This is a genomic window from Lysobacter yananisis, from assembly GCF_031199375.1.
In the GTDB taxonomy this organism is placed as follows: Bacteria; Pseudomonadota; Gammaproteobacteria; order Xanthomonadales; family Xanthomonadaceae; genus Lysobacter; species Lysobacter yananisis.
Genome location: NZ_CP133568.1, coordinates 3,512,547 through 3,537,931 on the forward strand (window position 1 = coordinate 3,512,547; position 25,385 = coordinate 3,537,931).

General features: G+C 69.1%; 22 protein-coding genes and 2 pseudogenes. 18 read left to right on the forward strand and 6 right to left on the reverse strand.

Annotated features, from left to right (window positions below; genetic code table 11):
- The first annotated feature begins 12 nt into the window (after window positions 1–12).
- The 4 genes from RDV84_RS14650 to RDV84_RS14665 all read left to right on the forward strand — a co-directional run bounded on the left by RDV84_RS14650 (window position 13) and on the right by RDV84_RS14665 (window position 6,532).
- Window positions 13–498 carry a pilus assembly PilX family protein gene (locus tag RDV84_RS14650; RefSeq protein WP_250449533.1) on the forward strand — a complete coding sequence of 162 codons (486 nt, stop codon included), beginning with the start codon at window positions 13–15 and terminating at the stop codon, window positions 496–498.
- A 16-nt stretch (window positions 499–514) separates the two neighbouring features.
- A complete protein-coding gene (locus RDV84_RS14655) occupies window positions 515–5,362 on the forward strand; it encodes a pilus assembly protein (protein ID WP_309150765.1) in 4,848 nt (1,615 codons plus the stop codon).
- Window positions 5,363–5,394: 32 nt separating this feature from the next.
- Entirely contained in the window at window positions 5,395–5,853 is a 459-nt protein-coding gene (locus RDV84_RS14660; protein ID WP_078999824.1) for a type IV pilin protein, read from the forward strand.
- 172 nt (window positions 5,854–6,025) lie between these two features.
- A complete protein-coding gene (locus RDV84_RS14665; protein WP_309150766.1) occupies window positions 6,026–6,532 on the forward strand; it encodes a hypothetical protein in 507 nt (168 codons plus the stop codon).
- A 67-nt stretch (window positions 6,533–6,599) separates the two neighbouring features.
- On the opposite strand, the gene ybeY is transcribed toward RDV84_RS14665, so the two are convergent.
- The 3 genes from ybeY to RDV84_RS14680 all read right to left on the reverse strand — a co-directional run bounded on the left by ybeY (window position 6,600) and on the right by RDV84_RS14680 (window position 8,656).
- Entirely contained in the window at window positions 6,600–7,082 is a 483-nt protein-coding gene (gene ybeY / locus RDV84_RS14670) for an rRNA maturation RNase YbeY (RefSeq protein ID WP_057948421.1), read from the reverse strand.
- A gap of 159 nt (window positions 7,083–7,241) precedes the next feature.
- Window positions 7,242–8,228: a PhoH family protein gene (locus RDV84_RS14675; RefSeq protein ID WP_309150767.1), complete on the reverse strand. Its 987-nt coding sequence runs from the start codon at window positions 8,226–8,228 to the stop codon at window positions 7,242–7,244.
- Window positions 8,229–8,416: 188 nt separating this feature from the next.
- Window positions 8,417–8,656: a hypothetical protein gene (locus RDV84_RS14680; protein WP_078999822.1), complete on the reverse strand. Its 240-nt coding sequence runs from the start codon at window positions 8,654–8,656 to the stop codon at window positions 8,417–8,419.
- A 123-nt stretch (window positions 8,657–8,779) separates the two neighbouring features.
- Between RDV84_RS14680 and RDV84_RS27365 the strand changes: the two are divergent.
- The 3 genes and pseudogenes from RDV84_RS27365 to RDV84_RS26525 all read left to right on the forward strand — a co-directional run.
- Window positions 8,780–8,920 (forward strand): annotated as a pseudogene (locus tag RDV84_RS27365) (DUF6053 domain-containing protein); the annotation flags it as partial.
- A 77-nt stretch (window positions 8,921–8,997) separates the two neighbouring features.
- Window positions 8,998–10,083, forward strand: a complete 1,086-nt coding sequence (locus tag RDV84_RS14685) for a 3-oxoacyl-[acyl-carrier-protein] synthase III C-terminal domain-containing protein (RefSeq protein WP_309150768.1) — start codon at window positions 8,998–9,000, stop codon at window positions 10,081–10,083.
- A 44-nt stretch (window positions 10,084–10,127) separates the two neighbouring features.
- A pseudogene (locus RDV84_RS26525) lies at window positions 10,128–10,328 on the forward strand (DUF6053 domain-containing protein); the annotation flags it as partial.
- Here RDV84_RS26525 and RDV84_RS26530 read toward each other — a convergent pair.
- The gene (locus RDV84_RS26530) at window positions 10,277–10,438 is read right to left on the reverse strand and encodes a DUF6053 domain-containing protein (protein WP_425606259.1); all 162 of its coding nucleotides are present in this window, start codon (window positions 10,436–10,438) and stop codon (window positions 10,277–10,279) included. The pseudogene RDV84_RS26525 and the gene RDV84_RS26530 sit on opposite strands and share 52 nt — an antisense overlap.
- A gap of 51 nt (window positions 10,439–10,489) precedes the next feature.
- Between RDV84_RS26530 and RDV84_RS14690 the strand changes: the two genes are divergently transcribed.
- From RDV84_RS14690 to RDV84_RS14720, 7 genes are all read left to right on the forward strand, one after another.
- Window positions 10,490–11,509 carry an NAD-dependent epimerase/dehydratase family protein gene (locus RDV84_RS14690; protein ID WP_057948417.1) on the forward strand — a complete coding sequence of 340 codons (1,020 nt, stop codon included), beginning with the start codon at window positions 10,490–10,492 and terminating at the stop codon, window positions 11,507–11,509.
- Window positions 11,506–12,378: an MBL fold metallo-hydrolase gene (locus tag RDV84_RS14695; protein ID WP_057948416.1), complete on the forward strand. Its 873-nt coding sequence runs from the start codon at window positions 11,506–11,508 to the stop codon at window positions 12,376–12,378. The genes RDV84_RS14690 and RDV84_RS14695 overlap by 4 nt, the downstream gene beginning before the upstream one ends.
- A 383-nt stretch (window positions 12,379–12,761) precedes the next feature.
- Window positions 12,762–13,445, forward strand: a complete 684-nt coding sequence (locus RDV84_RS14700; RefSeq protein ID WP_309150769.1) for a TetR/AcrR family transcriptional regulator — start codon at window positions 12,762–12,764, stop codon at window positions 13,443–13,445.
- Window positions 13,442–14,590, forward strand: coding sequence for an HlyD family secretion protein (locus RDV84_RS14705; RefSeq protein WP_082644572.1), 1,149 nt, complete (start codon window positions 13,442–13,444; stop codon window positions 14,588–14,590). The genes RDV84_RS14700 and RDV84_RS14705 overlap by 4 nt, the downstream gene beginning before the upstream one ends.
- A gap of 56 nt (window positions 14,591–14,646) precedes the next feature.
- Entirely contained in the window at window positions 14,647–15,588 is a 942-nt protein-coding gene (locus tag RDV84_RS14710) for an ABC transporter ATP-binding protein (RefSeq protein WP_057950208.1), read from the forward strand.
- A complete protein-coding gene (locus RDV84_RS14715; RefSeq protein ID WP_078999817.1) occupies window positions 15,585–16,685 on the forward strand; it encodes an ABC transporter permease in 1,101 nt (366 codons plus the stop codon). The genes RDV84_RS14710 and RDV84_RS14715 overlap by 4 nt, the downstream gene beginning before the upstream one ends.
- A 328-nt stretch (window positions 16,686–17,013) precedes the next feature.
- Window positions 17,014–18,612 carry an amidohydrolase gene (locus tag RDV84_RS14720; protein WP_309150770.1) on the forward strand — a complete coding sequence of 533 codons (1,599 nt, stop codon included), beginning with the start codon at window positions 17,014–17,016 and terminating at the stop codon, window positions 18,610–18,612.
- Window positions 18,613–19,021: 409 nt separating this feature from the next.
- On the opposite strand, the gene RDV84_RS14725 is transcribed toward RDV84_RS14720, so the two are convergent.
- Window positions 19,022–19,516, reverse strand: coding sequence for a GNAT family N-acetyltransferase (locus tag RDV84_RS14725; RefSeq protein ID WP_250449542.1), 495 nt, complete (start codon window positions 19,514–19,516; stop codon window positions 19,022–19,024).
- Between the two features lie 18 nt (window positions 19,517–19,534).
- Window positions 19,535–20,959: a tRNA (N6-isopentenyl adenosine(37)-C2)-methylthiotransferase MiaB gene (gene miaB, locus RDV84_RS14730; RefSeq protein ID WP_078999815.1), complete on the reverse strand. Its 1,425-nt coding sequence runs from the start codon at window positions 20,957–20,959 to the stop codon at window positions 19,535–19,537.
- A gap of 225 nt (window positions 20,960–21,184) precedes the next feature.
- Here miaB and RDV84_RS14735 point away from each other — a divergent pair, with 225 nt between their 5' ends.
- The 4 genes from RDV84_RS14735 to RDV84_RS14750 all read left to right on the forward strand — a co-directional run bounded on the left by RDV84_RS14735 (window position 21,185) and on the right by RDV84_RS14750 (window position 25,260).
- Window positions 21,185–22,195 carry a lytic transglycosylase domain-containing protein gene (locus RDV84_RS14735; RefSeq protein ID WP_309150771.1) on the forward strand — a complete coding sequence of 337 codons (1,011 nt, stop codon included), beginning with the start codon at window positions 21,185–21,187 and terminating at the stop codon, window positions 22,193–22,195.
- A gap of 415 nt (window positions 22,196–22,610) precedes the next feature.
- A complete protein-coding gene (petA, locus tag RDV84_RS14740; RefSeq protein WP_057948409.1) occupies window positions 22,611–23,231 on the forward strand; it encodes a ubiquinol-cytochrome c reductase iron-sulfur subunit in 621 nt (206 codons plus the stop codon).
- Window positions 23,232–23,234: 3 nt separating this feature from the next.
- Window positions 23,235–24,494 carry a cytochrome b gene (locus tag RDV84_RS14745; RefSeq protein ID WP_057948408.1) on the forward strand — a complete coding sequence of 420 codons (1,260 nt, stop codon included), beginning with the start codon at window positions 23,235–23,237 and terminating at the stop codon, window positions 24,492–24,494.
- Window positions 24,487–25,260 (forward strand): cytochrome c1, encoded by a 774-nt coding sequence (locus tag RDV84_RS14750; RefSeq protein ID WP_057948407.1) that lies wholly within the window; start codon window positions 24,487–24,489, stop codon window positions 25,258–25,260. Before RDV84_RS14745 ends, RDV84_RS14750 begins: the two co-directional genes overlap by 8 nt.
- The last annotated feature ends 125 nt before the right edge of the window (window positions 25,261–25,385 follow it).

The following is a 25,385-nucleotide window of genomic DNA, read 5'->3' on the forward strand; positions in this document are numbered from 1 at the left end:
CGGAGCACGCCCATGCCCTCCATCCGCCTATACCGGGCGCCGCCGCGGCGCCAACGCGGCGCGGCGCTCTACGTCGCCCTGATCATGCTGATCCTGCTGGCCTTGCTCGGCCTGGTGGGCATGCAAGTGACCGGCATGCAGGAGCGGATGTCGGCCAACTACGGCCGCGTCAGTACGGCGTTCCAGAACGCGGAAGCGCTGGCCCGGCAGCGGGAAACCGCGATCCGCACGGCGCTTTACGCAGGCGGCGGCACGTTCCAGGCCGACGAGGAGCTGTGTTCGACGACGTACGACCCGTCGACCTGGGCCAACGCCGCCGCCTCCGATAGCGCCACCCATATCCGCCGCATCGACAAATGCGTTCCGGCATCGAGCCTGGTCGTGGGCGGAAAGAAGAACGAAGACACCGGAAACATCTACCAGGTCAGCGCCCTGCGCGGCGACCTGGACGCGAACGCCGGCGCCAGCGCCGCGGTCGACACGATCTTCATTCCTTGATTCGGCGGGTTACGACATGAATCCCAAGACCCAACTGCGCAGCGCCCTGTGTGCCGTCGCCGCCGCGTCGGCTGTCGTCGGCTGGCTGTGGCTCAGCAATTCCGGCGAGAGCGTCGCTTCGAGTAACGATTACGCGATCGCCGAAAAGCCGCTGTACACGGCCAACTCCGTGCCGCCGCTGATGATGCTGGTCGCTTCGCGGGACGAGCAGTTGTTCGAGAAAGCCTACAGCGATTACTCGAATCTGACCGATATCGACGGCGACGGCCTGCTCGATCCGACCTACGACAACTCGCTTACCTACGAGGGCTATTTCGATCCCGAACTTTGCTACTCGTACGACGAGGCGAGGAAGGTGTTCAAGGCGGTGGCCGGGCGAAAAAAAGACCACAAATGCAACGGCCAGTGGAGCGGCAATTTCGCCAATTGGGTCTCGATGAGCCGGCTCGACCTGCTGCGCTACGTGCTTTACGGCGGAAAGCGTTCCGCCGACTCGGCCAGCCAGACGATCATAGAACGCGCTCATTTGCCCAACGACAGCCACGCCTGGTCGAAGGTTTATCGTGGCAGCGACATCGCCAGTTACGTTCCCGGGGGGAGCGCGCCGATGACGTTCTGCAACGTCAGTCTGGAGGATGGTATCGAGTACGACAGGACGGGTAGAGGGGCGCCGTTGCTGAGGTACGCATCCGGGGCCTATCCGAGTTGGGGCGTGACCGAGTACGCCCAGTGCCTGGCCAAGTTGGGGCCGCTCGGCGTCGACGGCGGCGCGCCCGACGGCGACGGCGACCGACCGGCGCGGGCGGCCATCACCAACAAGGTTATGCGGGTCGAAGTGTGCGACCCCACGGTTGGCGAAGACGCCCGCGAGAGCTTTTGCCGTCCGTACGGTAGCTCCTGGAAGCCGGCCGGCCTGCTGCAGGAGTACGGTGAAACCGGCAGGCTTCGCTTCGGCATGATTTCAGGGACCTACAGCCGGCCGCGCGACGGCGGGGTGCTGCGCAAGAACGTCGGCCTGTTCGCCGGCAACGCCGCCGCCGGCGGTTGCGCGACGGGCGACGAGGTCGACCTGTCGAACGGTACGTTCTGCAACCAAGGCAACGGCAGCGAGGGCATCGTCAATACACTCGACCGTTTCCGGCTAGTGAACTGGGACGGGAGGGAAGTCGGCTGGAATTCCAGGAACAGCGGCGGCAGCTGGGATTTCAATTACGGCTGGGGAAACGATTGCCCTTACATGCATTCGAATGCGTCGATCGCCGATCCAGGTCCGGGGTCCGGGGCCGCATGCACGGCTTGGGGAAATCCCATCAGCGAGATGTACGCCGAAGCGTTGCGCTATCTGGCCGGCAGCTCGCCGACCGGCACCTTCGGGGCGATCTCCACAGTCGGCGATGCAACCGGGGCGCCTCGTCCGGCCTGGGTCGACCCCTACGGGCCGGCCAAGGCCTACGGCGGCGGCAACAACTACTGCGCCAACTGCCGCATCATGATCCTGTCCAGCGGCACCAATACCTACGATGGAAACAACATTCCCGGCTCGCCTTCCGGACTGGACTCCGCGGCCGCCGCCACCGCCGCACTGGGCCAGGCCGAGGGCATCAACGGAAGCAAGTACTTCGTCGGTTCCGGGGCGACGGCGCCGCAGGCGAACCTGTATCAGTCGTCGGCCACATTCGTCTGTACGGCCACGACGATCTCCAATCTGGCCTGGGTGCGCGGTATCTGCGACGACGCTCCCCAGCGCGAAGGAAGCTATCTGGTTGCCGGGCTGGCCAAGACCGCCTATGAGAAAGACCTGCGTTCGGATCTGAGCGCCAAGGGACGTCCGGTCGGGCGGATCAACAATGTCGTCACCTATGCCGTCGCTTTGGCCGATACCCTTCCCAAGATCGAAATCGATATGGGAGGAACCGGCGCGGCGGCTCGCGTCATCACCCTGTCGCCGATATGCAAGGCGGGCGATTTCTCCAGCGGCCGAAGCTGCCAGCTGATCGATACCCAGGCCGGTCAGCAAGCCGGTGCGGGCGGGCGCGTTTACGGCCGGCATTTTCGTACCGACGGCCGGGCCGGTAGCCTGATGTATACCTGGGACGGCGCCGCGGCCGGCGAATCCAACGATCGCGACGTCACCTTCATGATCAGCTATTGCGTCGGCTCGGCCTGCAATGTCGAGACGACGACTGGGTTCGCCGGCTACGACGTGTGTTGGGGCACCGGCATCGACGCCGACACCAATGTGCAGTCGGCGCCGGTTTGCAGAGATGCCAACCAGCGGCCGTTGGTGGCCGAAGACGAGGTGCTAGTTCGAGTGGAGGGCATTGGTTCCTCGTCGGGCGGACATTTCTACATGGGGTTCGGTATCACCGGCGCGGTCTCCGGAAATCAGGCGTATCCGGGCGTCTACCGTTACGATCCTCCCGGAAACGGAAGCAATTGCCGTCGTCCCAATGGCGCGGTGTGCTCGGCCAGCGCGACCTTCAACCTGCTCACCGGCGAATCTCCGGACCAGGTGCGTTGGCCGATGAACAATGCCTTCAATCGCCAATGGCGACGGCCGGTCGTGGTCAAGTTCGCCGCGGCGAACCAGGCTTCCAGCTCGCTCGAATCCCCGCTGTGGTTGGCAGCCAAGTACGGTACGCAGATCAGCGATAGCGCCGACAACGATGCCAACCCGGATTGGGACAACGACGGCGACGGCGAGCCCGACAACTACTTGCTCGCGCGCGACCCGGCCAAGTTGAAGCAGCAACTGCGAACCCTGATCGAGGATGCCGCGGCGCCGCCTTCGGTCAGCGGGGGCGGAGCTTCGGGCGCGCGCTTGACGCCGGACGCTTCGTTCGCCATCGACGCCTCGTTCAAGATGGAGGTGACGAAAGCGACCAACGACTGGGTCGGCAATCTCTCCGCCTATAATCTCAACCAGGACGGCACCCTCGGCAGCGAACGCTGGAGCGCGGCCAGGATGCTGACCTCGCAGGCCGCCGGCGGCGCACGCAAGATCCGCGTGGTGCTGGAGCCGACCAAGGTCGGCGCGAACGGCGCGGTTCAGGCCGCCGCCGCGGTGCGCGATTTCACCGCGGGCGAGCTGGCGTCGAATCCCTTGATCGGCCCATTGCAGCGCCTGGGCCTGACCGGTACGGAAAGCTGGATGGCCGGCAAGACCGCGGCCGACGTGGTCGCGTATCTCAAGGGCGCGACCAACGGCGCGCCGTTCCGCAGGCGCAGCGAAGTATTGGGCGACATCGTCAACTCGACCTTGGAGATCGTTTCGTCCAAGGACGATTTCGGTTGGGGCGATTGGGCGCTGCAAGCGTCTCCGGGCTGGAAGGGCCAGCTCGGCGGCAGCTACAAGGAATTCGTCAAGAACAAGAACCCGACGCGCAACACGGCGTATGTCGGCGCGAACGACGGCATGCTGCACGCCTTCGACGCGACCGCCAGCGGCGGCCGGGAGCGCTTCGCCTATATCCCGTCGGCGGTGCTGTCGCGCATGGGCGACCTCGCCAATCCCTTGTACGACCACCGATACACCATGGACGGCGACGTGGTGTCGGGCGATGTGCCGACATCGGCGAGCGGCGACTGGCGTACCGTGTTGCTCGCCAGCGCCGGGGCGGGCGGACGCTCGCTGTCCGCGCTCGACGTCACCGATCCGGACGGATTCGGCAATGCGTCGGTGCTGTGGGAGTTGCGCGGAACCAACGGCAACGGCAGCGGTGCCGCCACCGACGACCTCGGGCATGTGCTGGGGCGGCCGGCGATCGTGCCGATCGTCGGCGCCAGCGCGACCAGTCCGCCGCGCTGGGTGGCATTGTTCGGCAACGGTGTCAATTCGAGCACCGGCGCGCCGGTCCTGTTCGTGGTGGACGTGAACACCGGCGCGGTGTTGGCGCGGTTGAAGCCGACCCAGTCGGAGTATTCGGTCAAGAACGGCCTGATGAACGTCGCGCCGGTGGCGCTGTACAACAACGACGGCCTGGTCGACGCGGTCTACGGCGGCGACCTGCAGGGAAACGTGTGGAAGTTCGATCTGTCCGGAGGAGCGGCGAGCAGCTGGTCGGTCGCGTTCGGCGCGACGCCGTTGTTCACCGCGAAGGATGCGGCCGGCGCCGCGCAACCCATCACCGGCGGCCTGGAAGTCTCGCGCGGGCCCGGCGGCGGAGCCACCGTGTACTTCGGTACCGGCCGCTACTTCGCGGTCGGCGACAACATCGTCAGCAATCCGCAGGTGCAGAGCCTGTACGGCATCTTCGACCGCTGTTCGAGCCCCGCCTGCGCCACGCCGATCCGCGGCGACCGCACTGCGGTGCTGGGCGAGCAGATACTGAGCGTGGGGACGAACAACGCCGGCTATCGCGTTCGCAACGTGAGCCGCAACGAGCCGAAGGAGTCGGGTTGGTTCATCGACCTCAAGGTCGGTACTGCGACAGGCGAGCGCTTCATCGGCCGGCCGCGGCTGCAGAACGGCAAGGTGTTCTTCACCACCTTCGAGCCGCTGGGCGACAACTGCGAAGCGGGCGGACGCAACTGGCTGTTCGGCGTGGACATGCGTTCCGGCGGCGGTTCGATGGCCGGCGTCAGCACCTCGCCGGGCGGCAGCAGCGTCTGCAGCGGCGATTGCGGCAGCGTATCGCTGGACAACAAGGTCAGCGCGCCGGCCAAGCACACCGATGTATTGCTGCCGCCGCCGCCCGGCTCGCAGATCGTCGGTTGCGGTACCGATCCGAGCTGCTCCAACGAAGCCGCGTTGCGCGAGCAACTGGCTACGAAGCAGTGCTCGATGGTCCTGCGCAGCAACGGCTCGGGCCCGCTGTATCTGCCGCGTCCGTGCGGACGGCAGTCGTGGCGTCAGGTGCGCTGATGGTTCCGTCGACCAAGGTGGAGAGCTTCGGTATGTCCGTTCAAGGTTTTGCGGAACTTCATGGTCACGGCCGCGCGCGGCGGCAGGCGGGCTTCACTTTGATCGAGTTGATGATCGCGGTCGCGATCGTCGGTATCTTGGCGGCGATCGCCTATCCGGCGTACGACGACAGCGTGCGCAAGGGGCGTCGCGCGCAGGCCAAGGCGGACTTGGTGGAACTGGCGCAGCGCGCGGAGCGCTTTTACACGCTGAACAATACCTACGCGGGTTTTTGGGGCAGCGTGCCGTCGGGCGACAAACGCTCGCCGCGAACCGGGAACGCCTTTTACCTGCTCGAGCGCTCGTCGGGCGATACCGATGCCAATGCGTTCACCTTGTCCGCGACGCCAACCGGAGCGCAGGTCGCCGATTCCGGATGCGGGACGTTGAGCATCAATCAGGCGGGCGTTCGTTCCATCTCCGGCTCGATGGAGCCGGCGCGTTGTTGGTGACGAACGGACTGCGTTTCGTGCGACGGCATTGAGCCGCGGAAGATTCCTACACCGGTCAGCGGCGAAGCCTGCCGGACATAGGGCGAGGGATGAGGGAGGATCGCTTCGTCGGTACGGCGGGCCCGCCGTACCGACGAATCCAGGGACGATTCACTTTTCAAGGAGGAATGCAATGCGCATTGGCAATCAGTGGTGGGCCGTGTTGTTGCTGCTCGGTGTGTTCGGGCAGTCGAATCAGGCTCTGGCGGCTCAATCCAAGCCGCAAGCGGATACGGCGAGCTATACCGAGCTCGGCGGTTATCTGCACAGCGATGCGGAGACAAACGCCTGGTACGAACTGCTGTATCGCCTGCGCGAGAACTTCGACGAGATCTGCGGCGACACGTTCTGCGAGGGCGATTACAGCAACATCCAGGCGCTGCGTTTCGTCTGCTCGGTCGAAACCGGCAGCGGCGTGCTCGGGCAGTGCGTGTGGACTTTCGCGGCCAGCCACGAAGAAGTCGATGCGGCGACCGGACGCGTCGCGGTCGCTCCCAAGGTCTGGCGGTGCCGCGCGCCCCTGGCGCGAAAGACCACCGCGCAGGCCTTGCTGGGAGCGTTGGCGGGCGAGCGCCCGCTGTACGCGCCCTTGCCGGGCACGACCAAATCCATCTACGACGGGCTGATCGACTGTCTGTGAGCCGCGGCAGGCGCAGCGGCCGGGATGGCGCGCGGCGTCTGCGCCTCGCGCCATCGGTCTCCGGGCTTCAATCTTCCAGATAGGGATCGGCCACGCCCAGCGTCGCCAAAATCTCCCGCTCCAACTGCTCCATGCACTCGGCTTCCCGCTCGTCCTCGTGATCCCAGCCGAGCAGATGCAGCACGCCGTGGACGGTCAGGTGCGCGTAATGGTGATTGAGCGCCTTCTTCTGCTCGCGCGCCTCGCGCGCGACCACCGGCGCGCAGATGACCAGGTCGCCGAGCAAGGGCAGCTTGACCCCTTCGGGCAGGCCCTCGGGCATGTCGGCCGGGAAGCTCAGCACGTTGGTGGCGTAGTCGCGGCCGCGGTAGTGGCGGTTGAGCGAACGGCCTTCCTTGCTGTCGACCAGGCGGATCGCCAGGTCGGCCTCGCGGATGCGGCCCTCGAGCGCGGCGGCGACCCACTTGCGGAAGCTCGCCGCGGCCGGCAGGCCCTTGCGCGGCAAGGCGTAGTTGATGGCGACATCGAGTCGGACGGGACCTTTGGTCATCGTGGCGCTCACTGGCAATGCGAAGGTTCGGGTGCTGCGGTGGCGGCGTCGCGGCTGCAGCCGCGGGCCGGCGGGGTTGGTGCGGCGGACGCGGCCGCGATCGCGCCGGGGCCCGCGCCGTCGCGGAACCGGCGACGCGCGGGCGTCCGGACCGTCGCCTCAGGCGGCCGGGCCGGTCTGCGCGTCCTTGGCGTCGCGCGCGTCGTAGGCGCTGACGATGCGCGCGACCATGGGGTGGCGGACCACGTCCTTGGCCTCGAAGAAGGTGAAGCTGATGCCGTCGACGTTGCGCAGCACGTCCAGCGCGTCCTTGAGGCCCGACTTGACGTGCTTGGGCAGGTCGACCTGGGTCAGGTCGCCGGTCACCACCGCGGTGCTGCCGTAGCCGATGCGGGTCAGGAACATCTTCATCTGTTCGATGGTGGTGTTCTGCGCTTCGTCCAGGATCACGTAGGCGTCGTTGAGGGTGCGTCCGCGCATGTACGCCAGCGGCGCGATCTCGATGACGTTCTTTTCCAGCAGCTTGACCACTTTCTCGACGCCGAACATCTCGTACAGCGCGTCGTACAGCGGGCGCAGGTAGGGATCGACCTTCTGGGTCAGGTCGCCGGGCAGGAAGCCGAGCTTCTCGCCGGCCTCGACCGCCGGGCGCACCAGGATCAGCCGCTGCACGCGCGATTCGTTCAGCGCCTCGACCGCGCTGGCGACGGCCAGGAAGGTCTTGCCGGTGCCGGCCGGGCCGATGCCGAAATTGATGTCGTGGGTGGCGATCGCGTGCAGGTACTTGGCCTGGTTGGCGCCGCGGCCGCGGATGGTGCCGCGTTTGACCCGGATCGCGACTTCCTGCGGCTCGAATTCCTGCTGCACGGCCAGTTCGGCGCCGCTTTCGGTCAGCGCGAGATGGATCGCGCTGTCGTCGAGGGTTTCCTCGGCCGCGTCCTTCCACAGTCGGCGCAGCAGCTTCTCGGCGCGGCCGACCGCGCCGTCGGGACCGTCGATGCGGAAGATGTTGCCGCGATTGGCGATTTCCACGCCCAGGCGCAGTTCGATCATGCGCAGGTGGCCGTCGAACGGGCCGCTGAGGTTGGCCAGGCGCTCGCTGTCGGCGGGGTCCAGGGTGAATTCGGAGGCGGTGCGTACGGGCATGGCGGAAGCGTAGGCGGATCGTGCACGCGATGCGTGCCGGGGTGTCACAGCTTGCGCCTGTCGGCGGTTTTTCGCAAAGCCGCGACCGCCGGGCGCGGCGGATCGCGGGCGGGGCGGCGCGTCGGCGCGGGGCTACGCGATCGCGGCGGTGTCGTGCCTGGCGGGTCGTCGCAGCGGGTCGGCGAAACTCAGCGGCGCGCGCTGCGCAGCGCCCGCCAGATCCGCGCCGCGCCGATCACCACCAGCACAGCGGAGCCGATCAACCACAGCAGCGATACGGTGTCGGTCTCGAACCCGCCGTGGCGGGTCGCGCGCATCCACGCGCGCACCAAGCCCAGCGCGCCCAGGCCCAAGAACCAGAAACCCAGCGCCTCGCGCCGCAGCAGGCCGGACTTGGGCGGCGGGGCAGGGGCGGGCGAGGGCGGCATGGCAGGCTCCTTCGGCCGGCGGCAGGGCGCGGCTCCGGCGTGCGGACAGGATCGCGGGCCGGCGGGACGCGGGCAAGGGGCGGATCGTCGCGGTGGTAGCGCGGGTCGCGGCAGCGCGACGGCATGCGCGGTATTGCGGTTGAGCCGGGGCGCGGACAAGGCGTTTCGCGCAGGTCGGCTATAAGCGGAGATGCAGTGGGAGGGACTTCAGCCCCGACGCTTTTCATTCAGGTGGCAGCGAAACGATCGGCAAGCCTCCGGACCGCAGTCCCTTCCCAACGACGGCGCGGCCTGTCCCGCTATCGGCAAACCCGCCGCGCTGACGCATACTGCGCCCGCACATGGACATCAGAACGACGCAGCACAGCCCGCCGTCCGGATCGGCGGCGGACACCGCCGGCGCACGCCGCGGCCACGGCGCCACCGCCGACCTCGACTGGCGCGTGCGCATCGCCGGACTCGGCCGTTATCTGCCGCGGCGGCGCGTCGACAGCGCGCAGATCGAGGATCGGGTCGGCTTGCCGCGCGGCTGGGCGCTGGAGAACAGCGGCGTCGCGTTCCGCCATTGGGCCGAACCGGAAACCGAGCGCGCCAGCTGGATGGGCGCGCAAGCCGCGTTGCAGGCCTGCGAACGCGCCGGTATCGAGCCGGGCTCGGTCGATCTGATCGTCAACGCGTCCGGCTCGGCCGAACGCGCCATTCCCGATGGCGGCCCGCTGCTGCAGCGCGAACTCGGCCTGGGCCGCTCCGGCATCGCATCGCTGTCGGTGCACGCCACCTGCCTGAGCTTCGTCGCCGCGCTGGAGCTGGCGGCCGAACGCATCCATCACGGACGGATCGAGCGCGCGCTGGTGGTCAGCAGCGAGATCGCCTCGGTCGGCCTGGATTTCGCCAATCCCGAGGTCTGCACCCTGTTCGGCGACGGCGCCGCCGCGGCGGTGCTCGAGCGCGCGGCCCAGGACAGTCCCAGCCGCATCCACCGCATCGCCTGGCGCACGATGGGCGAGGGCGTGGAGATCACCACATTGCGCGGCGGCGGCAGCTGGCGCCCGCCGCTGGGACCGAACACGGTGCCGGCCGATGCGTTGTTCTCGATGCAGGGCCAGGCCGCGCTGCGCAGCGGCATCCGCCTGGTGCCGCACGTGATGCGCAGGCTCGGCCTGGACGACATGGCCGCGCGCGCCGCATTGCGCTGGGTGGCGCCGCACCAGGCCAGCCGCGCCGCGCTCGACGTGATCGAACAGATCGGCTTCGCCGGCGCGGCGATGGTGCGCACCCTGGAACACACCGGCAACTGCATCGCCGCCTCGATTCCGCTGGCGTTGGAGCAGGGCGTGCGCGAAGGCCAGATCCGCCGCGGCGACACCGGCATCCTGCTCGGCACCGGCGCGGGTTTGTCCGGCGTCGGCCTGACCCTGACCTACTGACCCGGACGAGGATGCGGACCGCGCTGGACATCGCGAAGGTTCCGATGCTTGTGGTAGGGCCTTCAGGCCCGATGCTTCGCGCTCAGTTCGCGGCGAGCGGATCGAAAGGCGTCGGGGCTGAAGCCTCTCCCACAAGGGCGGCCCGAGTCGCGAGCGCTTTGGTGGGAGGGCCTTCGGGCCCGATGCTTTGTGCTCAGTTCGCGGTGACCAGATCGAGAGGCGTCAGGGCTGAAGCCCCTCCCACAACAGCTGCCCGAGTCGCGAGCGCTTTTGTGGGAGGGCCTTCAGGCCCGACGCTGTTCGATCCACTCGCCGCGAACGACGCGAACCGTCCCCGCGCCGCAACCTCATCCACGGATACTGCCCGCTTCCTTCATCGCAACGCTCCGCGCACAGGCCGCCATCCATGACCGCCGAACGCCGCATCGTCGTCACCGGCGCCACCGGTTTCCTCGGCGGCGCGCTCGCGCGCCATCTCGCGGCGACGCGGCCGTGGCAGCAAGTGGTCGGACTGGGGCGCGACGCCGGCCGCGGCCGCGCGCTGCAGGCGCAAGGGGTGGAATTCCACGCGCTCGACCTGACCGACGAAGCCGCCGTGCACCGGGTCCTGCGCGGCGCCGACACCGTCGTCCACTGCGCCGCGCTGTCCAGCCCCTGGGGCCGGCGCGAGGCTTTCGTCGCCGCCAACATCACCGCCACCGAACACGTCGTCGCCGCCTGCATCGCGCGTCAGGTGCGGCGGCTGGTGCACATCTCCACGCCGGGCATCTATCACGACGGCGCGCCGCATCTGGGCATCCGCGAAGACCATCGCCTGCCGGCCAAGCCGGTCAACGACTATGCCGCGACCAAACTCGTCGCCGAGCGCCTGGTGTTCGAACGTTGCGCCGCCGGCGGCGTATCGGCGCTGGCGCTGCGACCGCGCGCGATCTTCGGCCCCGGCGACAGCGCGATCCTGCCGCGTCTGGCGCAGGCGCTGCGCGCCGGCCGGCTGCGCCGCATCGGCGATGAAGCCTGCATGGTCGACCTGAGCTACATCGACAACGTGGTCGACGCCACCGTGCTGGCGATGGACGCCTCGTGGCGGCTGGGCGGCCGCGTCTACAACATCAGCAACGGCGAGCCGGTGGCGATCTGGAACGTGATCGACCGCCTCGCCGATGCGCTGTCGCTGCCGCGCCCGCGCAAGCGCGTGCCCAAGCCGCTGGCGCTGGCGCTGGCGAGCGCGGTGGAAGCGTTCCATCGCCGCTTCCGGCCCGACGCCGAGCCGCCGCTGCTGCGTTACGGCGTCGAACTGCTCAGCGTCGACATGACCCTCGACATCGCCCGCGCGCGCGAGGAACTGGGGTATCGTCCGCGGGTGAACATGGACGAAGCGCTGGACAAGACCTTGCGCGAACTGGCGCGCGCGGAGCGGCGGACATGAGCGGCGAGGTGGCGCTGACCCTGGCCGCGTCCGGCCACAGCTGCGCCGATCCGCGCCATCTCGGTCTCGCCGCCGGCGCGCGCATGCGCTTTCCCGCGGGCTGGGCGCTGATCGAGCATCCGGTGCAGGGCGCTATTCTCTTCGATTGCGGCTACGGCCCGGACGCGCGCGAGGCGATGCGCGCGGGGCTGCGCTGGGTCTACCGCCGCGCCATCCACGCCTGCTGCCCGCCGCACGCCGACGCCGCGCACCTGCTGCGCCAGCGCGGGCTCGATGCCGACGACGTGCGCCTGCTGGTGATCAGCCATTTCCACCCCGACCACATCGGCGGCCTCGGCGAATTCCGCAACGCGCGTTTCGTCGCCCACGCCCAGGGCTGGCGCCGGATCGGGCAGGCCGGCTGGCTGGAGCTGCTGCACGCGCAGATCTGGAAGGAATTGCTGCCGGCCGATTTCGCCGAGCGTCTGCAATTGCTCGACGAGGACGGCCGGCGCCCGCTCGCGGCCGACCTGGCCGGCCTCGGCGAAGGCTGGGACCTGTTCGGCGACGGCAGCCTGCACGCGCTGTCGCTGCCGGGCCACGCCCGCGGCCAGATCGGCCTGGCCTTGCGCACCCGCGACGGCGAACGCGTGGTGCTCGCCGCCGATGCGTTCTGGCGGCGCGAACAACTCGACCGGCCGCAGGCCCTGCCGTGGCTGACTCAGCTACTGGCGATGGACGACGCCGGCGCCTACCTCGACACCCTGCGCCGGTTGGCGCGATTCCGCGACACCCACCACGGCGCCTGGGTGATTCCCTCGCATTGCGCCGACACGCTGGCGCAGTGGCGCGAGCGTCATCCGCAGTCGGTGCTCGACGCGGCCGATTGAACGGCCGCGGTGGCGGGCCGATTCGTTTCGTTTCGCAAGCGGCGTTTCGCCAACGCGACGATCGAGTCCGATCGCGTTTCCTTTGCTGGCGAGGTGCAAGTCGCGCCCGCGACAGCGCGGCTATGGCGTTGCTTCCGACGCGAACGGGCAGCCCCGCGGTCGCGGCTCGCGCCGCTCCTACAGGTAGATCGCGCGATGGCCGGAGCGGCTGTAGGAGCGGCGCTAGCCACGACCGCGACGACGCGGCTGCGACGGAACTTTCGGCGCGAGCCACGGCGGCACGCGGCAGCGGCCCGGGCTGCCCCGACAGGACGCACAGCCCCAAAACGACCACTCGTCGGAGCGATCTTGCCAACTAATTAATCATTGAATTAAATATAGCCATGGACACCCCAAAGCCCGCGCGGCGAGGCCGCCCGCGCAAGACCGAGGCGCCCAAGCGCGCCCCCGGCCGGCCCGCCGCTGCCGACAATCCCGATCTGCGCGAACGCCTGCTCGACGCCGCCATCGCCTGCTACGCCCGCCAGGGCATCGCCGCGACCTCGTTGCGCGCGATCGCCGCCGAGGCCGGGGTCAATCCGGCCTTGCTGCATTACTACTTCGGCGACAAGGAGCAATTGCAGGAGGCGGTCAGCAGCGAGCGGCTGTTCCCGCTGATCGTCGGTTTGCGCGAGGGGCTGGCCGACGGCGGCGACGACGTCTTCGATCTGGTCGGGCGTTTCGTCGCCAACATGGGGCGCATCATCGAAACCCATCCGTGGCTGCCGTCGCTGTGGGTGCGCGAGGTGCTGTGCGAGGGCGGGGCGCTGCGGCAGACCCTGCTGTACGACAAGATCGGTCCGCTGTTGCCGCGCATGCTCGCGGCGCGCTTCGCCGACGCGCAGGCGCAGGGCCGGATCAACGCCGACCTCGACCCGCGCCTGCTGATGGTCAGCCTGATCGGCCTGACCCTGTTCCCGGCGGCGAGCGCGCCGACCTGGCGCCATCTGTTCGGCGCCGAAGACCTCGACCTGGCGGCGCAGCGCCGCCACGCATTGGCCCTGCTCGATAAGGGATTGACGCCATGAGCGCGCAGCGCGACGCCCGCAACGCCCAGACCCGCACCGCGTCGTCCGCCGCCGCGCCGGCGTCGGCCGCGTTGATCCCGCTGCGCAGCCGCGCGTTGGCCGCGGCCGCATTGCAGGACGCGGTGGCGTCGCCGCCGGCCGCGGCGCGCTCGCCGCGTCGCGCCGAAACCCCGGCGTCGCCGCGCGGACGCGCCGCGTTGCGCAGCGCCGGCCTGTGCGCGCTGGCCGCGCTCGCGCTCGCCGGCTGCGCGCGCCAGCCGCCGCAGGCGCTGGGCACGCTGGAATGGGACCGCATTACCTTGCCCGCACCCGCGGCCGAGAAAGTCGTGCGCATCGACGTGCGCGAGGGCCAGCGGGTCAAGGCCGGCGCGCGCGTGCTGCAACTCGAACCCGACCGCACCCGTTCGCAACTGCAGGCCGCGCAGGCGCAGGCGCAGCAATCGGCGCAGGCGCTGGCGGAACTGGAAGCCGGCCCGCGCCGCGAAGCCATCGAGCAGGCCCGCGCCAACCTCGCCGCCGCGCAGGCGCAGCAACGCGACGCCAGCGCCTATTTCGAGCGCGTGCGCCCGCTCGGCCAGCGCCGCTTGATCGCCGCGGCCGACGTCGACCGCGCCCGCGCCGCCGCCGGCAACGCGCTCGCGCAGGTGCGCGCGGCCGAAGCCGGGTTGCTGGAACTCGAACGCGGCAACCGGCGCGAAGACATCGCCCAGGGCCGCGCCGCGCTCGCCGCCGCGCAGGCCCAGGCCGCGGTGCAGCAGACCACGTTCGCCAAGCTCGACGTGGTCGCGCCGCGCGACGGCGTGGTCGACAGCCTGCCGTACAAGCTTGGCGACCAGGCGCCGGTGGGGTCGCCGCTGGCGGTGATGCTGGTCGGGCCACGCCCGTTCGCGCGCGTGTACGTGCCCGAGCCGATCCGCCAGGACGTGCGTGTCGGCCGCGCCGCCAAGGTCTATGTCGAGGGCCGCGCGCGCGCCTGGAACGGCCGCGTGCGCATGATCCGCAGTGAGGCCAGTTTCACCCCGTACTACGCGCTGACCGGCGAGGACGCCGCGCGCCTGAGCTATTTGTGCGAGGTCGAATTGACCGACGCCGACGCGGTCGAATTGCCGGCCGGCCTGCCGGTGCGGGCCGAGTTCGCGCCGTGAGCGCGGTCGCGGGCGCGCGCGAAACGGCGGCTTCGGCGACGGCCGAGGCGCCGGCGATCCGCGCGCGCGGCATGAGCAAGCGCTTCGGCGAACTGCAGGCGGTGGACCGGGTCGACCTGACCGTGCCGCGCGCCTGCGTCTATGGCTTCCTCGGCCCGAATGGCTCAGGCAAGTCGACCACCATCCGCATGCTGTGCGGCCTGCTGACCCCGAGCGCGGGCGAGATCGAAGTGCTGGGGCTGAAGATTCCCGAGCAGGCCGAAGCGCTGCGCCGTCGCATCGGCTACATGACCCAGAAGTTCTCGCTGTTCGAGGACCTGAGCGTGCGCGAAAACCTGGAGTTCCTCGCCGCCGTGCAGGACATCCCCAAGGCCGCCGCGCGCAAGCGCATCGACGCGTTGATCGGGCAGTACCGCTTCGGCGACCGCCAGGACCAACTCGCCGGCACCATGAGCGGCGGCCAGAAGCAGCGTCTGGCCCTGGCTGGCGCGGTGATCCACGAACCCGAACTGCTGTTCCTCGACGAGCCGACCAGCGCGGTCGATCCCGAATCGCGCCGCGATTTCTGGGAAAAACTGTTCGAGCTGGCCGACGCCGGCACCACCTTGCTGGTGTCCACCCACTACATGGACGAGGCCGAGCGCTGCCACCGCCTCGCCATCCTCGACCGCGGCGTCCTGGTCGCCGACGGCACCCCGGCCGAACTCACCGGCGAACTGCGCGGGCGCGCGGTGGAAGTGCGCGCCGCGCAGCCGCGCAAGGCCCAGCGCGCGCTGGTCGATCTGCCCGGCGTGCTCAGCGTGGCCCAGATCGGCAACGACCTGCGGGTGCTGCTGGCCGACGCCGACACCGCCGAACAAGGCCTGACCGACGCGCTGCGCGCGGCCGGGCTGCAGGCCGAGGTCGCCAAGGCCAAGCCGAACCTGGAAGACGTGTTCGTCGCCGCCACCCGCGGCGACGCGCCGCGCGCCGCCGCGGCGCGCGAGGAGGACGCATGAAACTGCGCCGGCTGTGGGCCATCGTGCTCAAGGAAGTGCGGCAACTGCGCCGCGACCGCATCACCCTGGCGATGATCGTGATGATCCCGGTCGGCCAGTTGGTGCTGTTCGGCTACGCCATCAACCTCAACCCGCGCGGCCTCACCGCCGCGGTCGCCGATCAGGCAGGCACCGCCGCTTCGCGCGCGCTGGTCATGGACATGATCGCCACCGGGGTGATCCGCACCGTCGCCCGCGCCGACACGCCGCAGCAGTTGGTCGGCATGCTCCGGCGCGGCGAGATCAGCGTCGGCATCGCGGTGCCGCCGGACTTCGAGCGCCGCCGCGCCGACGGCCGCGAAGTGCTGCAGGTGATGGTCGACGGCAGCGACACCGTGGTCCAGAGCGCGGCCGCGCAACTCGCGCAGACGCCGGTCGACAGCTCGGCGGCGGCGCCGCGCCGGATCGGGCCGAGCACTGGATCGATCGGCGTGGTCGCGTTCTACAACCCGCAGCGGCGCTCGCCGGTCAACATCGTGCCCGGGCTGATCGGAGTGATCCTGACCATGACCATGGTGATGTTCACCGCGGTGGCGATCGTGCGCGAACGCGAGCGCGGCAACATGGAGCTGTTGATCACCACGCCGGTCAGCCGCACCGAACTGATGGTCGGCAAAGTGCTGCCGTACGCGCTGATCGGCTTGCTGCAGACCAGCGTGGTGCTGTTGCTCGGGCTGTGGCTGTTCGAGGTGCCGGTCAAGGGCAGCGTGCTCGACGTCTACGTCGCCGCGGTGCTGCTGATCCTGGCCAACCTCGCGCTCGGCCTGTTGATCTCGACCAAGGCCGCCTCGCAGTTCCAGGCCATGCAGATGACCGTCTTCATCCTGCTGCCGTCGATCTTGCTGTCGGGCTTCATGTTCCCGTACGCCGGCATGCCGGCGCCGGCGCAATGGCTGGCCGAGATCCTGCCGATGACCCACTTCTTGCGCCTGATCCGCGGGGTGATGCTGCGCGGCGCGGGGCTGCTGGAGCTGTGGCGCGACGTGGCCTACCTGCTCGGCTTCATCGCGGTGATGATGAGCCTGGCGGTGGCGCGGTTCCGCAAGCGGCTGGATTGAGCGCGACGTTCTTGCGGCCTGGCGCAAACGCCGCGGCTGCGCGGTTCGCGCCGACCCCGGCGCTGCCTTGTATTACCGCGAAAGCCGGATTCTTTTTTCGTCGCTTTCCGACCCCGATCGAGAATCGCCCGACCGTCCGCATCTGCCGCACTTGCGCCGCAACCGCCGATCTCGCACATTCGCCACTTTCGGACGCCGCAGTCCGCGGCCAGGGAAGCGAAGCATGCGAACGATGCGGCGGTTACGCGGAATCGGCCCGGCGGCCATCCTTGCCCTGGCGCTGGCCCTGACATGCGGCAGCGCCGCATCGGCGCAGCCGCTCACCGTCGTGACCGCGGCGCGCGTGCACACGCTCGATCCGGCCCGACCGCGCGCGCAAGGACTGGTGTTCGACGCCGCCGGCAAGATCGTCGCCGTCGGCACCCGCGGCGACCTGTTGCATCTGTATCCCAACGCCCGCCACATCGACTTCGGCGAGGCCACGCTGGTGCCCGGGCTGATCGACGCGCACGCACATGTGTTCGAACTGGGCATCAACCAGCTCCAGGCCGACCTCAGCGGCACCCGCAGCAAGTCCGAAGCGTTGCAGCGGCTGCGCGAGTTCGCGCGCGCGCTGCCGCCCGGGCAGTGGCTGATCGGCCACGGTTGGGACCAGAACGACTGGCCCGATGCGCGTTTCCCCGAGGCGGCCGATCTCGATGCCGAGTTCCCCGAGCGTCCGGTCTGGCTGCAGCGCATCGACGGTCACGCCGGCTGGGCCAACAGCGCGGCGATGCGCGCGGCCGGACGCGAGTTGGGCGGCGATTGGCAACCCGACGGCGGGCGCATCGTGCGCGACGACAAGGGCCGTGCCACCGGCGTGTTCATCGACGATGCGATGGCGCTGCTCGAGCGCGCGCGTCCGCCGCTGCCGCCGGCCGCGGTCGAACAGGCGCTGAGCCTGGGCATGCAGGCCGCGGTCCGCCACGGCCTGACCGGGGTGCACGACGCCGGCGTCGACCTGCCGACCTTGCGCGCTTACCGGCGCCTGGCCGGGCGCAAGCAGTTGCCGCTGCGCATCACCGCCTTCGCCGCCGGCGACGGCGACGCGCTGGAATCGCTGTGCCGCGACGGCCTGTACCAGCATCCGTCGGGACGCTTGAAGATGCGCACGGTCAAGCTCTACGCCGACGGCGCGCTCGGCAGCCGCGGCGCCGCGCTGCTGCAGGACTACAGCGACGAACGCGGCAACCGCGGGCTGCTGCGGATGTCGCCCGAGGCGATGGCGAAAGCGATCGCCAAGGCCGAACGCTGCGGCGTGCAGGTCGCCACCCATGCCATCGGCGACCGCGGCAATCGCGAAGTGCTCGACCTGTACGCCCAGGCGCTCGGCGAGAACGCGACCACGCGCGACCACCGCTGGCGGATCGAACACGCGCAGATCCTCGCGCCGCAGGACCTGCCGCGGCTGGCGGCGCTGCACGCGATCGCCTCGATGCAGCCGACCCACGCCACCAGCGACATGCCCTGGGCCGAAGACCGGCTCGGGCCGGTGCGCATCGACGGCGCCTACGCCTGGCGGCAACTGCGCGACAGCGGCGCGCGGCTGGCGCTGGGCTCGGATTTCCCGGTCGAATCGGTCGATCCGCGGCTGGGGCTGTTCGCCGCGGCCACCCGCACCGACGCCACCGGCAAGCCGCTCGGCGGCTGGCACCCGCAAGAGAAGCTGACCGCGTACGAAGCCTTGCGCGGCTTCACCCTGGACGCGGCCTACGCGGGTTTCGCCGAGAACGAGGTCGGTAGCCTGGCGGTCGGCAAGCGCGCGGATTTCGTCGTGTTCGAACAGGACCCGCTGGCGGTGGAGCCGCAGCGATTGCGCGAGTTGACGTTGCTGGGAACTTATGTGGACGGCGCGCCGGTGTGGCAGCGCGAGCCAGCGCAGCGTTGAGGCGAGGGCTCAGGCGGGACGCCTGGGCAGGGCGCGAAAGGCGAGGGGCGGCGTATCCCGGGTTGCTGTCGCTCGGCCGCGGGTCCGCGCCGTAACGCCGACGCGAGCCTCATCGGCATTCAGGCGGAACCTACGCCGTCATCATGGCAGAAGCCCCACCGGCGGTCGGGCGAAATCTCCACCGAAGCCCCACCGTCATTCCGGCGAAAGCCGGAATCCATTTTGATTTTCCGCCGCTGTCGCCGCGACCGCGCAAGAGCGAAGCCCATGCAAAGTCGAAATGGATTCCGGCTTTCGCCGGAACGACGGATCCGGAGGGGCGAAGCGCCGGGGCGACGGGGGAGTGCGGAAGCGGCTGCGGACGGGGCATGGACGCGACGGTTCGCCGCGCGACGCGGCGATCGCGCGCTCACAGCATCCGGTGCATGACGTAGACGTCGACCAACCCCAACGTCGGATGCCGGAACGCTTCCGGCACCTGTCCGACCACGGCGAAGCCGTGCTTGAGCCACAGGTGCACCGCCGCCGCGTTGGTGCTGACCACGTAGTTGAACTGCATCGCCAGGTAGCCGGCCTTGCGCGCCTGCATCAGCGAGTGCTCGCACAGCGCCGTGCCCACGCCCTGGCCCCAGGCGCTCTCGGCGACCATGTAGCTGGCGTTGGCGACGTGGTCGCCGCGGCCGCGCTGGTTCGGGCCGAGCTTGTAGCAGCCCAGGACCTCGTCGCCGGATTGGGCCAGGAACATGCGGTAGGGCGGGCTGGTCCACATCGCCCGCGCGCCGTCCAGGTTGAGGTCGGCGGCGTAGTTGTAGCTCTCGCCGCGCGCCAGCACTTCGCGGAAGATCGGCCAGGCCAGGTGGAAGTGTTCCGGGCCGATCTCGCGGATGTCGAAGTCGCGGTCCATCGCTGTCTCCGGCGCGGCTCAGGCCGCGGTGTGGGCGTCGTCGCCGAGCCGCACGCGGCCGCGCAGCGAGTTGGACAGGGCTTCGGTGATCGTCACGTCGACGAATCGGCCGATCAGCCGCTTCGGCGCCGGGAAGTTCACCGAGCGCATGTTCTCGGTCTTGCCGGTGAGTTCGTCGGGGTTCTTGCGCGAGGGGCCTTCCACCAGCACCCGCTGCACGCTGCCGACCATGGCCTGGGAGATCTTCGCCGCGTTGGCGTTGATCGCCGCCTGCAGGCGCGACAGGCGCGCGTGCTTCTCCTCGCTGGTGACTGTGTCCTCCAGGTCGGCGGCCGGGGTGCCCGGGCGGCGCGAATAGATGAAGGAGAACGACTGGTCGAAGCCGACGTCCTCGATCAGCTTCATGGTCTTCTCGAAGTCGGCCTCGGTTTCGCCGGGGAAGCCGACGATGAAGTCCGACGAGATCGAAATGTTCGGCCGCACCGCGCGCAGCTTGCGGATCTTCTGCTTGAACTCCAGCGCTGTATAGCCGCGCTTCATCGCCGAGAGGATGCGGTCGCTGCCGGCCTGCACCGGCAGGTGCAGGTAGTCGGCCAGCTGCGGCACGTCGCGGTAGGCCTCGACCAGCGAGTCGGAGAACTCCAGCGGGTGCGAGGTGGTGAAGCGGATGCGGTCGACGCCGTCGATTTCGGCGATGGTGCGGATCAGCAGGCCGAGGTCGGCGACCTCGGCGCTGCTGGCACCGTCTTCGCCTGCGATCGGTCCGCGATACGCGTTGACGTTCTGGCCGAGCAGATTGATCTCGCGTACGCCCTGCGCGGCGAGCTGGGCGACTTCCACCAGCACGTCTTCGAACGGCCGGCTGACTTCCTCGCCGCGGGTGTACGGCACCACGCAGAACGAGCAGTACTTCGAGCAGCCTTCCATGATCGAGACGAACGCGCTCGGGCCTTCGGCGCGCGGCTCGGGCAGGCGGTCGAACTTCTCGATCTCGGGGAAGCTGATGTCGACCTGCGGCAGCCCGGTCTCGCGCTTGGCGCGGATCAGCTCGGGCAGGCGGTGCAGGGTCTGCGGGCCGAACACCAGGTCGACGTGCGGGGCGCGCTTGACGATCGCCGCGCCTTCCTGCGAGGCGACGCAGCCGCCGACGCCGATGATGACCTGGCGCTCGCCCTGCTTGTGTTGCTTCCAGCGGCCGAGCTGGCTGAACACCTTCTCCTGCGCCTTCTCGCGGATCGAGCAGGTGTTGATCAGGATGACGTCGGCTTCGGACGCGTCGTTGGTGAGTTCCAGGCCGTCGCTGGCAGCGAGCACGTCGGCCATCTTGGCCGAGTCGTACTCGTTCATCTGGCAACCGTGGGTTTCGATGAAGAGCTTCTTCGCGCCCGGCCGGGACGGCGGGGCGACGCCCGGCAGGGCGGGCAGGGGATGCAGGTCGGTCATGGCGGGTCCGGGAGGGGCGGCGGTTATTCCGCGCCGGGCGAGCGAGAAGCGAGCGTGGAGGAGCCAGGAGTGAGCGAAAGCGGGCTCCGCTCACTCCTCGCTCCTCCACGCTCGCTCCTAGAAGTATACCGCCAGCCGCCGCGATCCCAGCCAAGCCGCGGCCCCCGTCACATTCTGCGCCGGCCCCCTTGGCAGCCTCGGCCCAGGCAGGGGACACTGGGCCGGATGAGGGGGAGCTCGCTGCTGCTGGGGGTACTGGGGTTGCTGGCGTTCGCGCCGGCGGCGGCCGGTACGCTTTGGCGCTGCGACAGCCCCAGCGGCGAGCGCAGCTACGTCAGCAAGAAGGTCAAGGGCGCGACCTGCACCGTCGTCAGCCAGTACACCAGCAAGGCCAGCCGCCCGCGCGATCCGACCCCGGTGGCCTACGCCCCGCCCAAGCCGGCACCGGCGATGGGCTCGGTCGGCGCCGGCGGCGACGCGGCGATTCCGGCCTCGGCCCACAGCAATCCGCCGGCGACCTATGCCGGCGCGGCCGCGGCCATGGTCGCCGGCGGCATCAGCGGCGCCGCCGCGGCCAGTGCGCCGGCTGCGGCCGTCGCGTCCGCGCCCGCCGCGGCGCCGGTCCCGGCGGCGCTGGGGCAGGCGCCGACCCGGCTGGTCCAGGGCCAGATCTACTCCTATGTCCAGGACGGGGTCCGCCACTACGTCAGCAAGCGGCCCAAGGGGCTGGCCAACGCCACCCAGATGCGGACCATCCGCTACAGCTTCATCGAGACCTGCTTCGCCTGCGCCGCCCGGCCCGGGGTCAACTTCGGCACGCTGCGGCTCAACACCGCGGCCTACTCGGCCGAGATCGCCGCGGCCGCGCGCCAGCACGGGGTCGAGGAGGCGATCGTGCGCGCGATCATCCACGCCGAATCGGCCTACAACCCCAATGCGCTGTCGCGCGCCGGGGCGCAGGGGCTGATGCAGTTGATGCCGGCCACCGCGCGCCGCTTCGGCGTCGGCAACGCCTTCGACGCCAGCCAGAACATCCAGGGCGGGGTGCAGTACCTGGCCTGGCTGCTCAAGCGCTTCAACGGCGACCTGACCCTGGCCTCGGCGGGCTACAACGCCGGCGAGGGCGCGGTCGACAAATACAAGGGCGTGCCGCCGTATTCCGAGACCCAGCGCTACGTCCAGCGCGTCGCGGTGCTGGCCCAGCGCTACCGTTCCGCCGGCGTGGTGCAGCGCTGAGCCGGGCGCCGCATCGGCGCCGCGCATCCGTGCCGGGCGCGCCCGGCGGCCCGAACGTCCTGGTGCGAATCCCCCTGCGGCGCACGCCGCCCGCGCCGATCCGGCCAAGCCGGCGCGCCGCCTCGGCAAAGCCGTTCGCGCGCCGCGGCCGTGCCGAAGCCCCGGCCGCGCGCGCGGCGCGGCCAGGCGCCGCGCGCAAACGCCTTGCGAATCCGGGGCTTGTGCGCGCGGTCGCGTCCGGGCGGGGGCGGTCGCGGTTTTGCAAGAGCGCGGATTGTCGCGCCCTTAACGGTTCCGCTACACTTCCCCGTCTTTTGAGCCGCCAGCCTTTCGCCAGTGGTTGTGTTTGGTTTATAGCCATCGGTTCCGGGTTGTGCGGCGTTACCCTCGCATTGCAGATTTCGCGGAGTGCCGGATGGCCAACCAAGGGGTCAACGATCCTATCAACACGGGCCGACGTCGGTTCCTCACCGCCACCACCGCGGTGGTCGGGGCGGTCGGAGCCGGTTTTGTGGCAGTGCCTTTCATCAAGTCCTGGAATCCCAGCGCCCGCGCGAAGCTCGCCGGCGCGCCGGTGACCGCGGACATCACCGGGCTGGCCGAAGGCCAACGCCTGATCCTGGAGTGGCGCGGCCAGCCGATCTGGATCGTCAAGCGCTCCAAGGCGATCCTCGACGCGTTGCCGACCCTGGACGGCCACCTGCGCGATCCCAAGTCCGAGAACAAGGACCAGCAGCCCGAGTACGTGTTCAAGGCGAGCCCGGAACTGCGCTCGCTCAAGCCCGACATCTCGGTCCTGGTCGGCCTGTGCACGCACCTGGGCTGTTCGCCGGAAATGAAGGCCGAGATCCGGCCCGAGCCGTTCGATCCGGAATGGAAGGGCGGCTACTTCTGCCCCTGCCACAAGTCGCGCTTCGACATGGCCGGCCGCGTGTTCCAGGGCGTGCCCGCGCCGATCAACCTGCTGGTGCCTCCGCACCACTACGAGAACGACAACACGATCGTGATCGGCGTCGATCCGGCGAAGGGGGCATAAGCCATGGCCAACATCCTCACGCGTACCGCCAACAACGTCTTCGGCTGGGTCACCGACCGCGCGCCCGGCATGATGCCGATGTACCGCAAGCACATGAGCGAGTACTACGCGCCGAAGAACTTCAACATCTGGTACTACTTCGGTTCGCTCGCGCTGCTGGTCCTGGTCAACCAGATCGTCACCGGCATCTTCCTGACGATGCACTTCAAGCCGTCCGCGGCCGAGGCGTTCTCGTCGGTCGAATACATCATGCGCGACGTGGAGTGGGGCTGGCTGATCCGCTACATGCACAGCACCGGCGCCTCGCTGTTCTTCATCGTCGTGTACCTGCACATGTTCCGCGGCCTGCTGTACGGCTCCTACCAGAAGCCGCGCGAGCTGGTGTGGATCCTGGGCATGCTGATCTACCTGGTGCTGATGGCCGAAGCCTTCATGGGCTACGTGCTGCCGTGGGGCCAGATGTCGTTCTGGGGCGCCAAGGTCATCATCTCGCTGTTCGGCGCGATCCCGGTGATCGGCAACGGCCTGACCGAGTGGATCATGGGCGACTACCTGCCCGGCGACGCCACCCTCAACCGCTTCTTCGCCCTGCACGTGATCGCGCTGCCGCTGGTGCTGCTGCTGCTGGTCGTGCTGCACCTGGGCGCGCTGCACGAAGTGGGTTCCAACAACCCCGAGGGCGTCGACACCAAGCACGGTCCGAAGGGCAACCGTTGGGACGCCAACAAGCCGATCGACACCATCCCGTTCCATCCGTACTACACGGTCAAGGACCTGTTCGGCGTCGGCTTCTTCCTGATGCTGGCGGCCTTCATCATCTTCTTCGCCCCGGCGATGGGCGGCTGGTTCCTCGAGCACGACAACTTCACCGAGGCCAACCGCCTGGTGACGCCGGAGCACATCAAGCCGGTGTGGTACTACACCCCGTACTACGCGATGCTGCGGGTGATCCCCGACAAGCTCGGCGGCGTGATCGTGATGTTCCTGGCGATCGCGATCCTGTTCCTGGTGCCGTGGCTGGACCGCTGCAAGGTCAAGTCGGTGCGCTACCGCGGCCTGATCAGCAAGTTCATGCTGATGCTGCTGGCGGTGTGCTTCGTGTGGCTGGGCAAGATCGGCGCCGGCCCGGGCACCGACCCGGTCGAGACCGTCATCGGCCGCGTGCTGACCTTCCTGTACTTCGCTTTCTTCATCACCATGCCGGTATGGACGAAGCTGGACAAAACAAAGCCGGTCCCGGAACGGGTGACGATGCATGACTAACCACAGCCAGCCTCTCCGGAAGACCCGCATCGTGAAGAAGCTCGCCACTTTCGTCGCCGGCCTGCTCGTGTCGGTCACCGCTTACGCCTCCGGCGGCGGCGACTTGCTGCAGTCGGGCACCGACCTGAGCGACCGCGCGTCGCTGCAGCGCGGCGCCCAGCTGTACATGAACTACTGCTCGGGCTGCCACTCGCTGAAGTACCTGCGCTACTCGCGCATGGCCGAAGACCTGGGCCTGACCGAAGACGAGGTGATGAACAACCTCAACTTCACCGGCGCCAAGTTCGGCGAGCAGATCCAGGTCAACCTGACCGCAGAACACGCCAACCAGTGGTTCGGCAAGATGCCGCCGGATCTGAGCCTGATCACCCGCGTGCGCGGCAGCGACTGGGTCTACACCTACCTCAACCAGTTCTATCTGGACGAGTCGCGGCCGCTGGGCTGGAACAACAAGCTGTTCCCGAACGCCTCCATGCCCAACCCGCTGTGGGAGCTGCAGGGCTTGCAGCACGCCGAGTACGGCGAGAAGGACAAGGCGACGGGCGAGCGTCCGGTGCACGGCCTCAAGATCGAGCAGGCCGGCAAGCTCGACGAAGCCGGCTTCCGCACCGCGACCCGCGACATCACCGCTTTCCTCGAGTACGCCGGCGAACCGGCGGCGCTCAAGCGCCAGAGCCTCGGCGTCTGGGTGATCCTGTTCCTCGCTCTGTTCACCTTCCTCGCCTACCTGCTGAAGACCGAGTACTGGCGCGACGTGGAACATTGACGTAGTTCGCCTGGAAAACCCGCGCCACAAGCGCGGGTTTTCCGTTAGGGTTGACGGTCTGGCGAGCCGGCAATCTGCGCAAAGCCGGGGTGTGCGGGCTCGAGGCCGTGACGACCTTCCACACA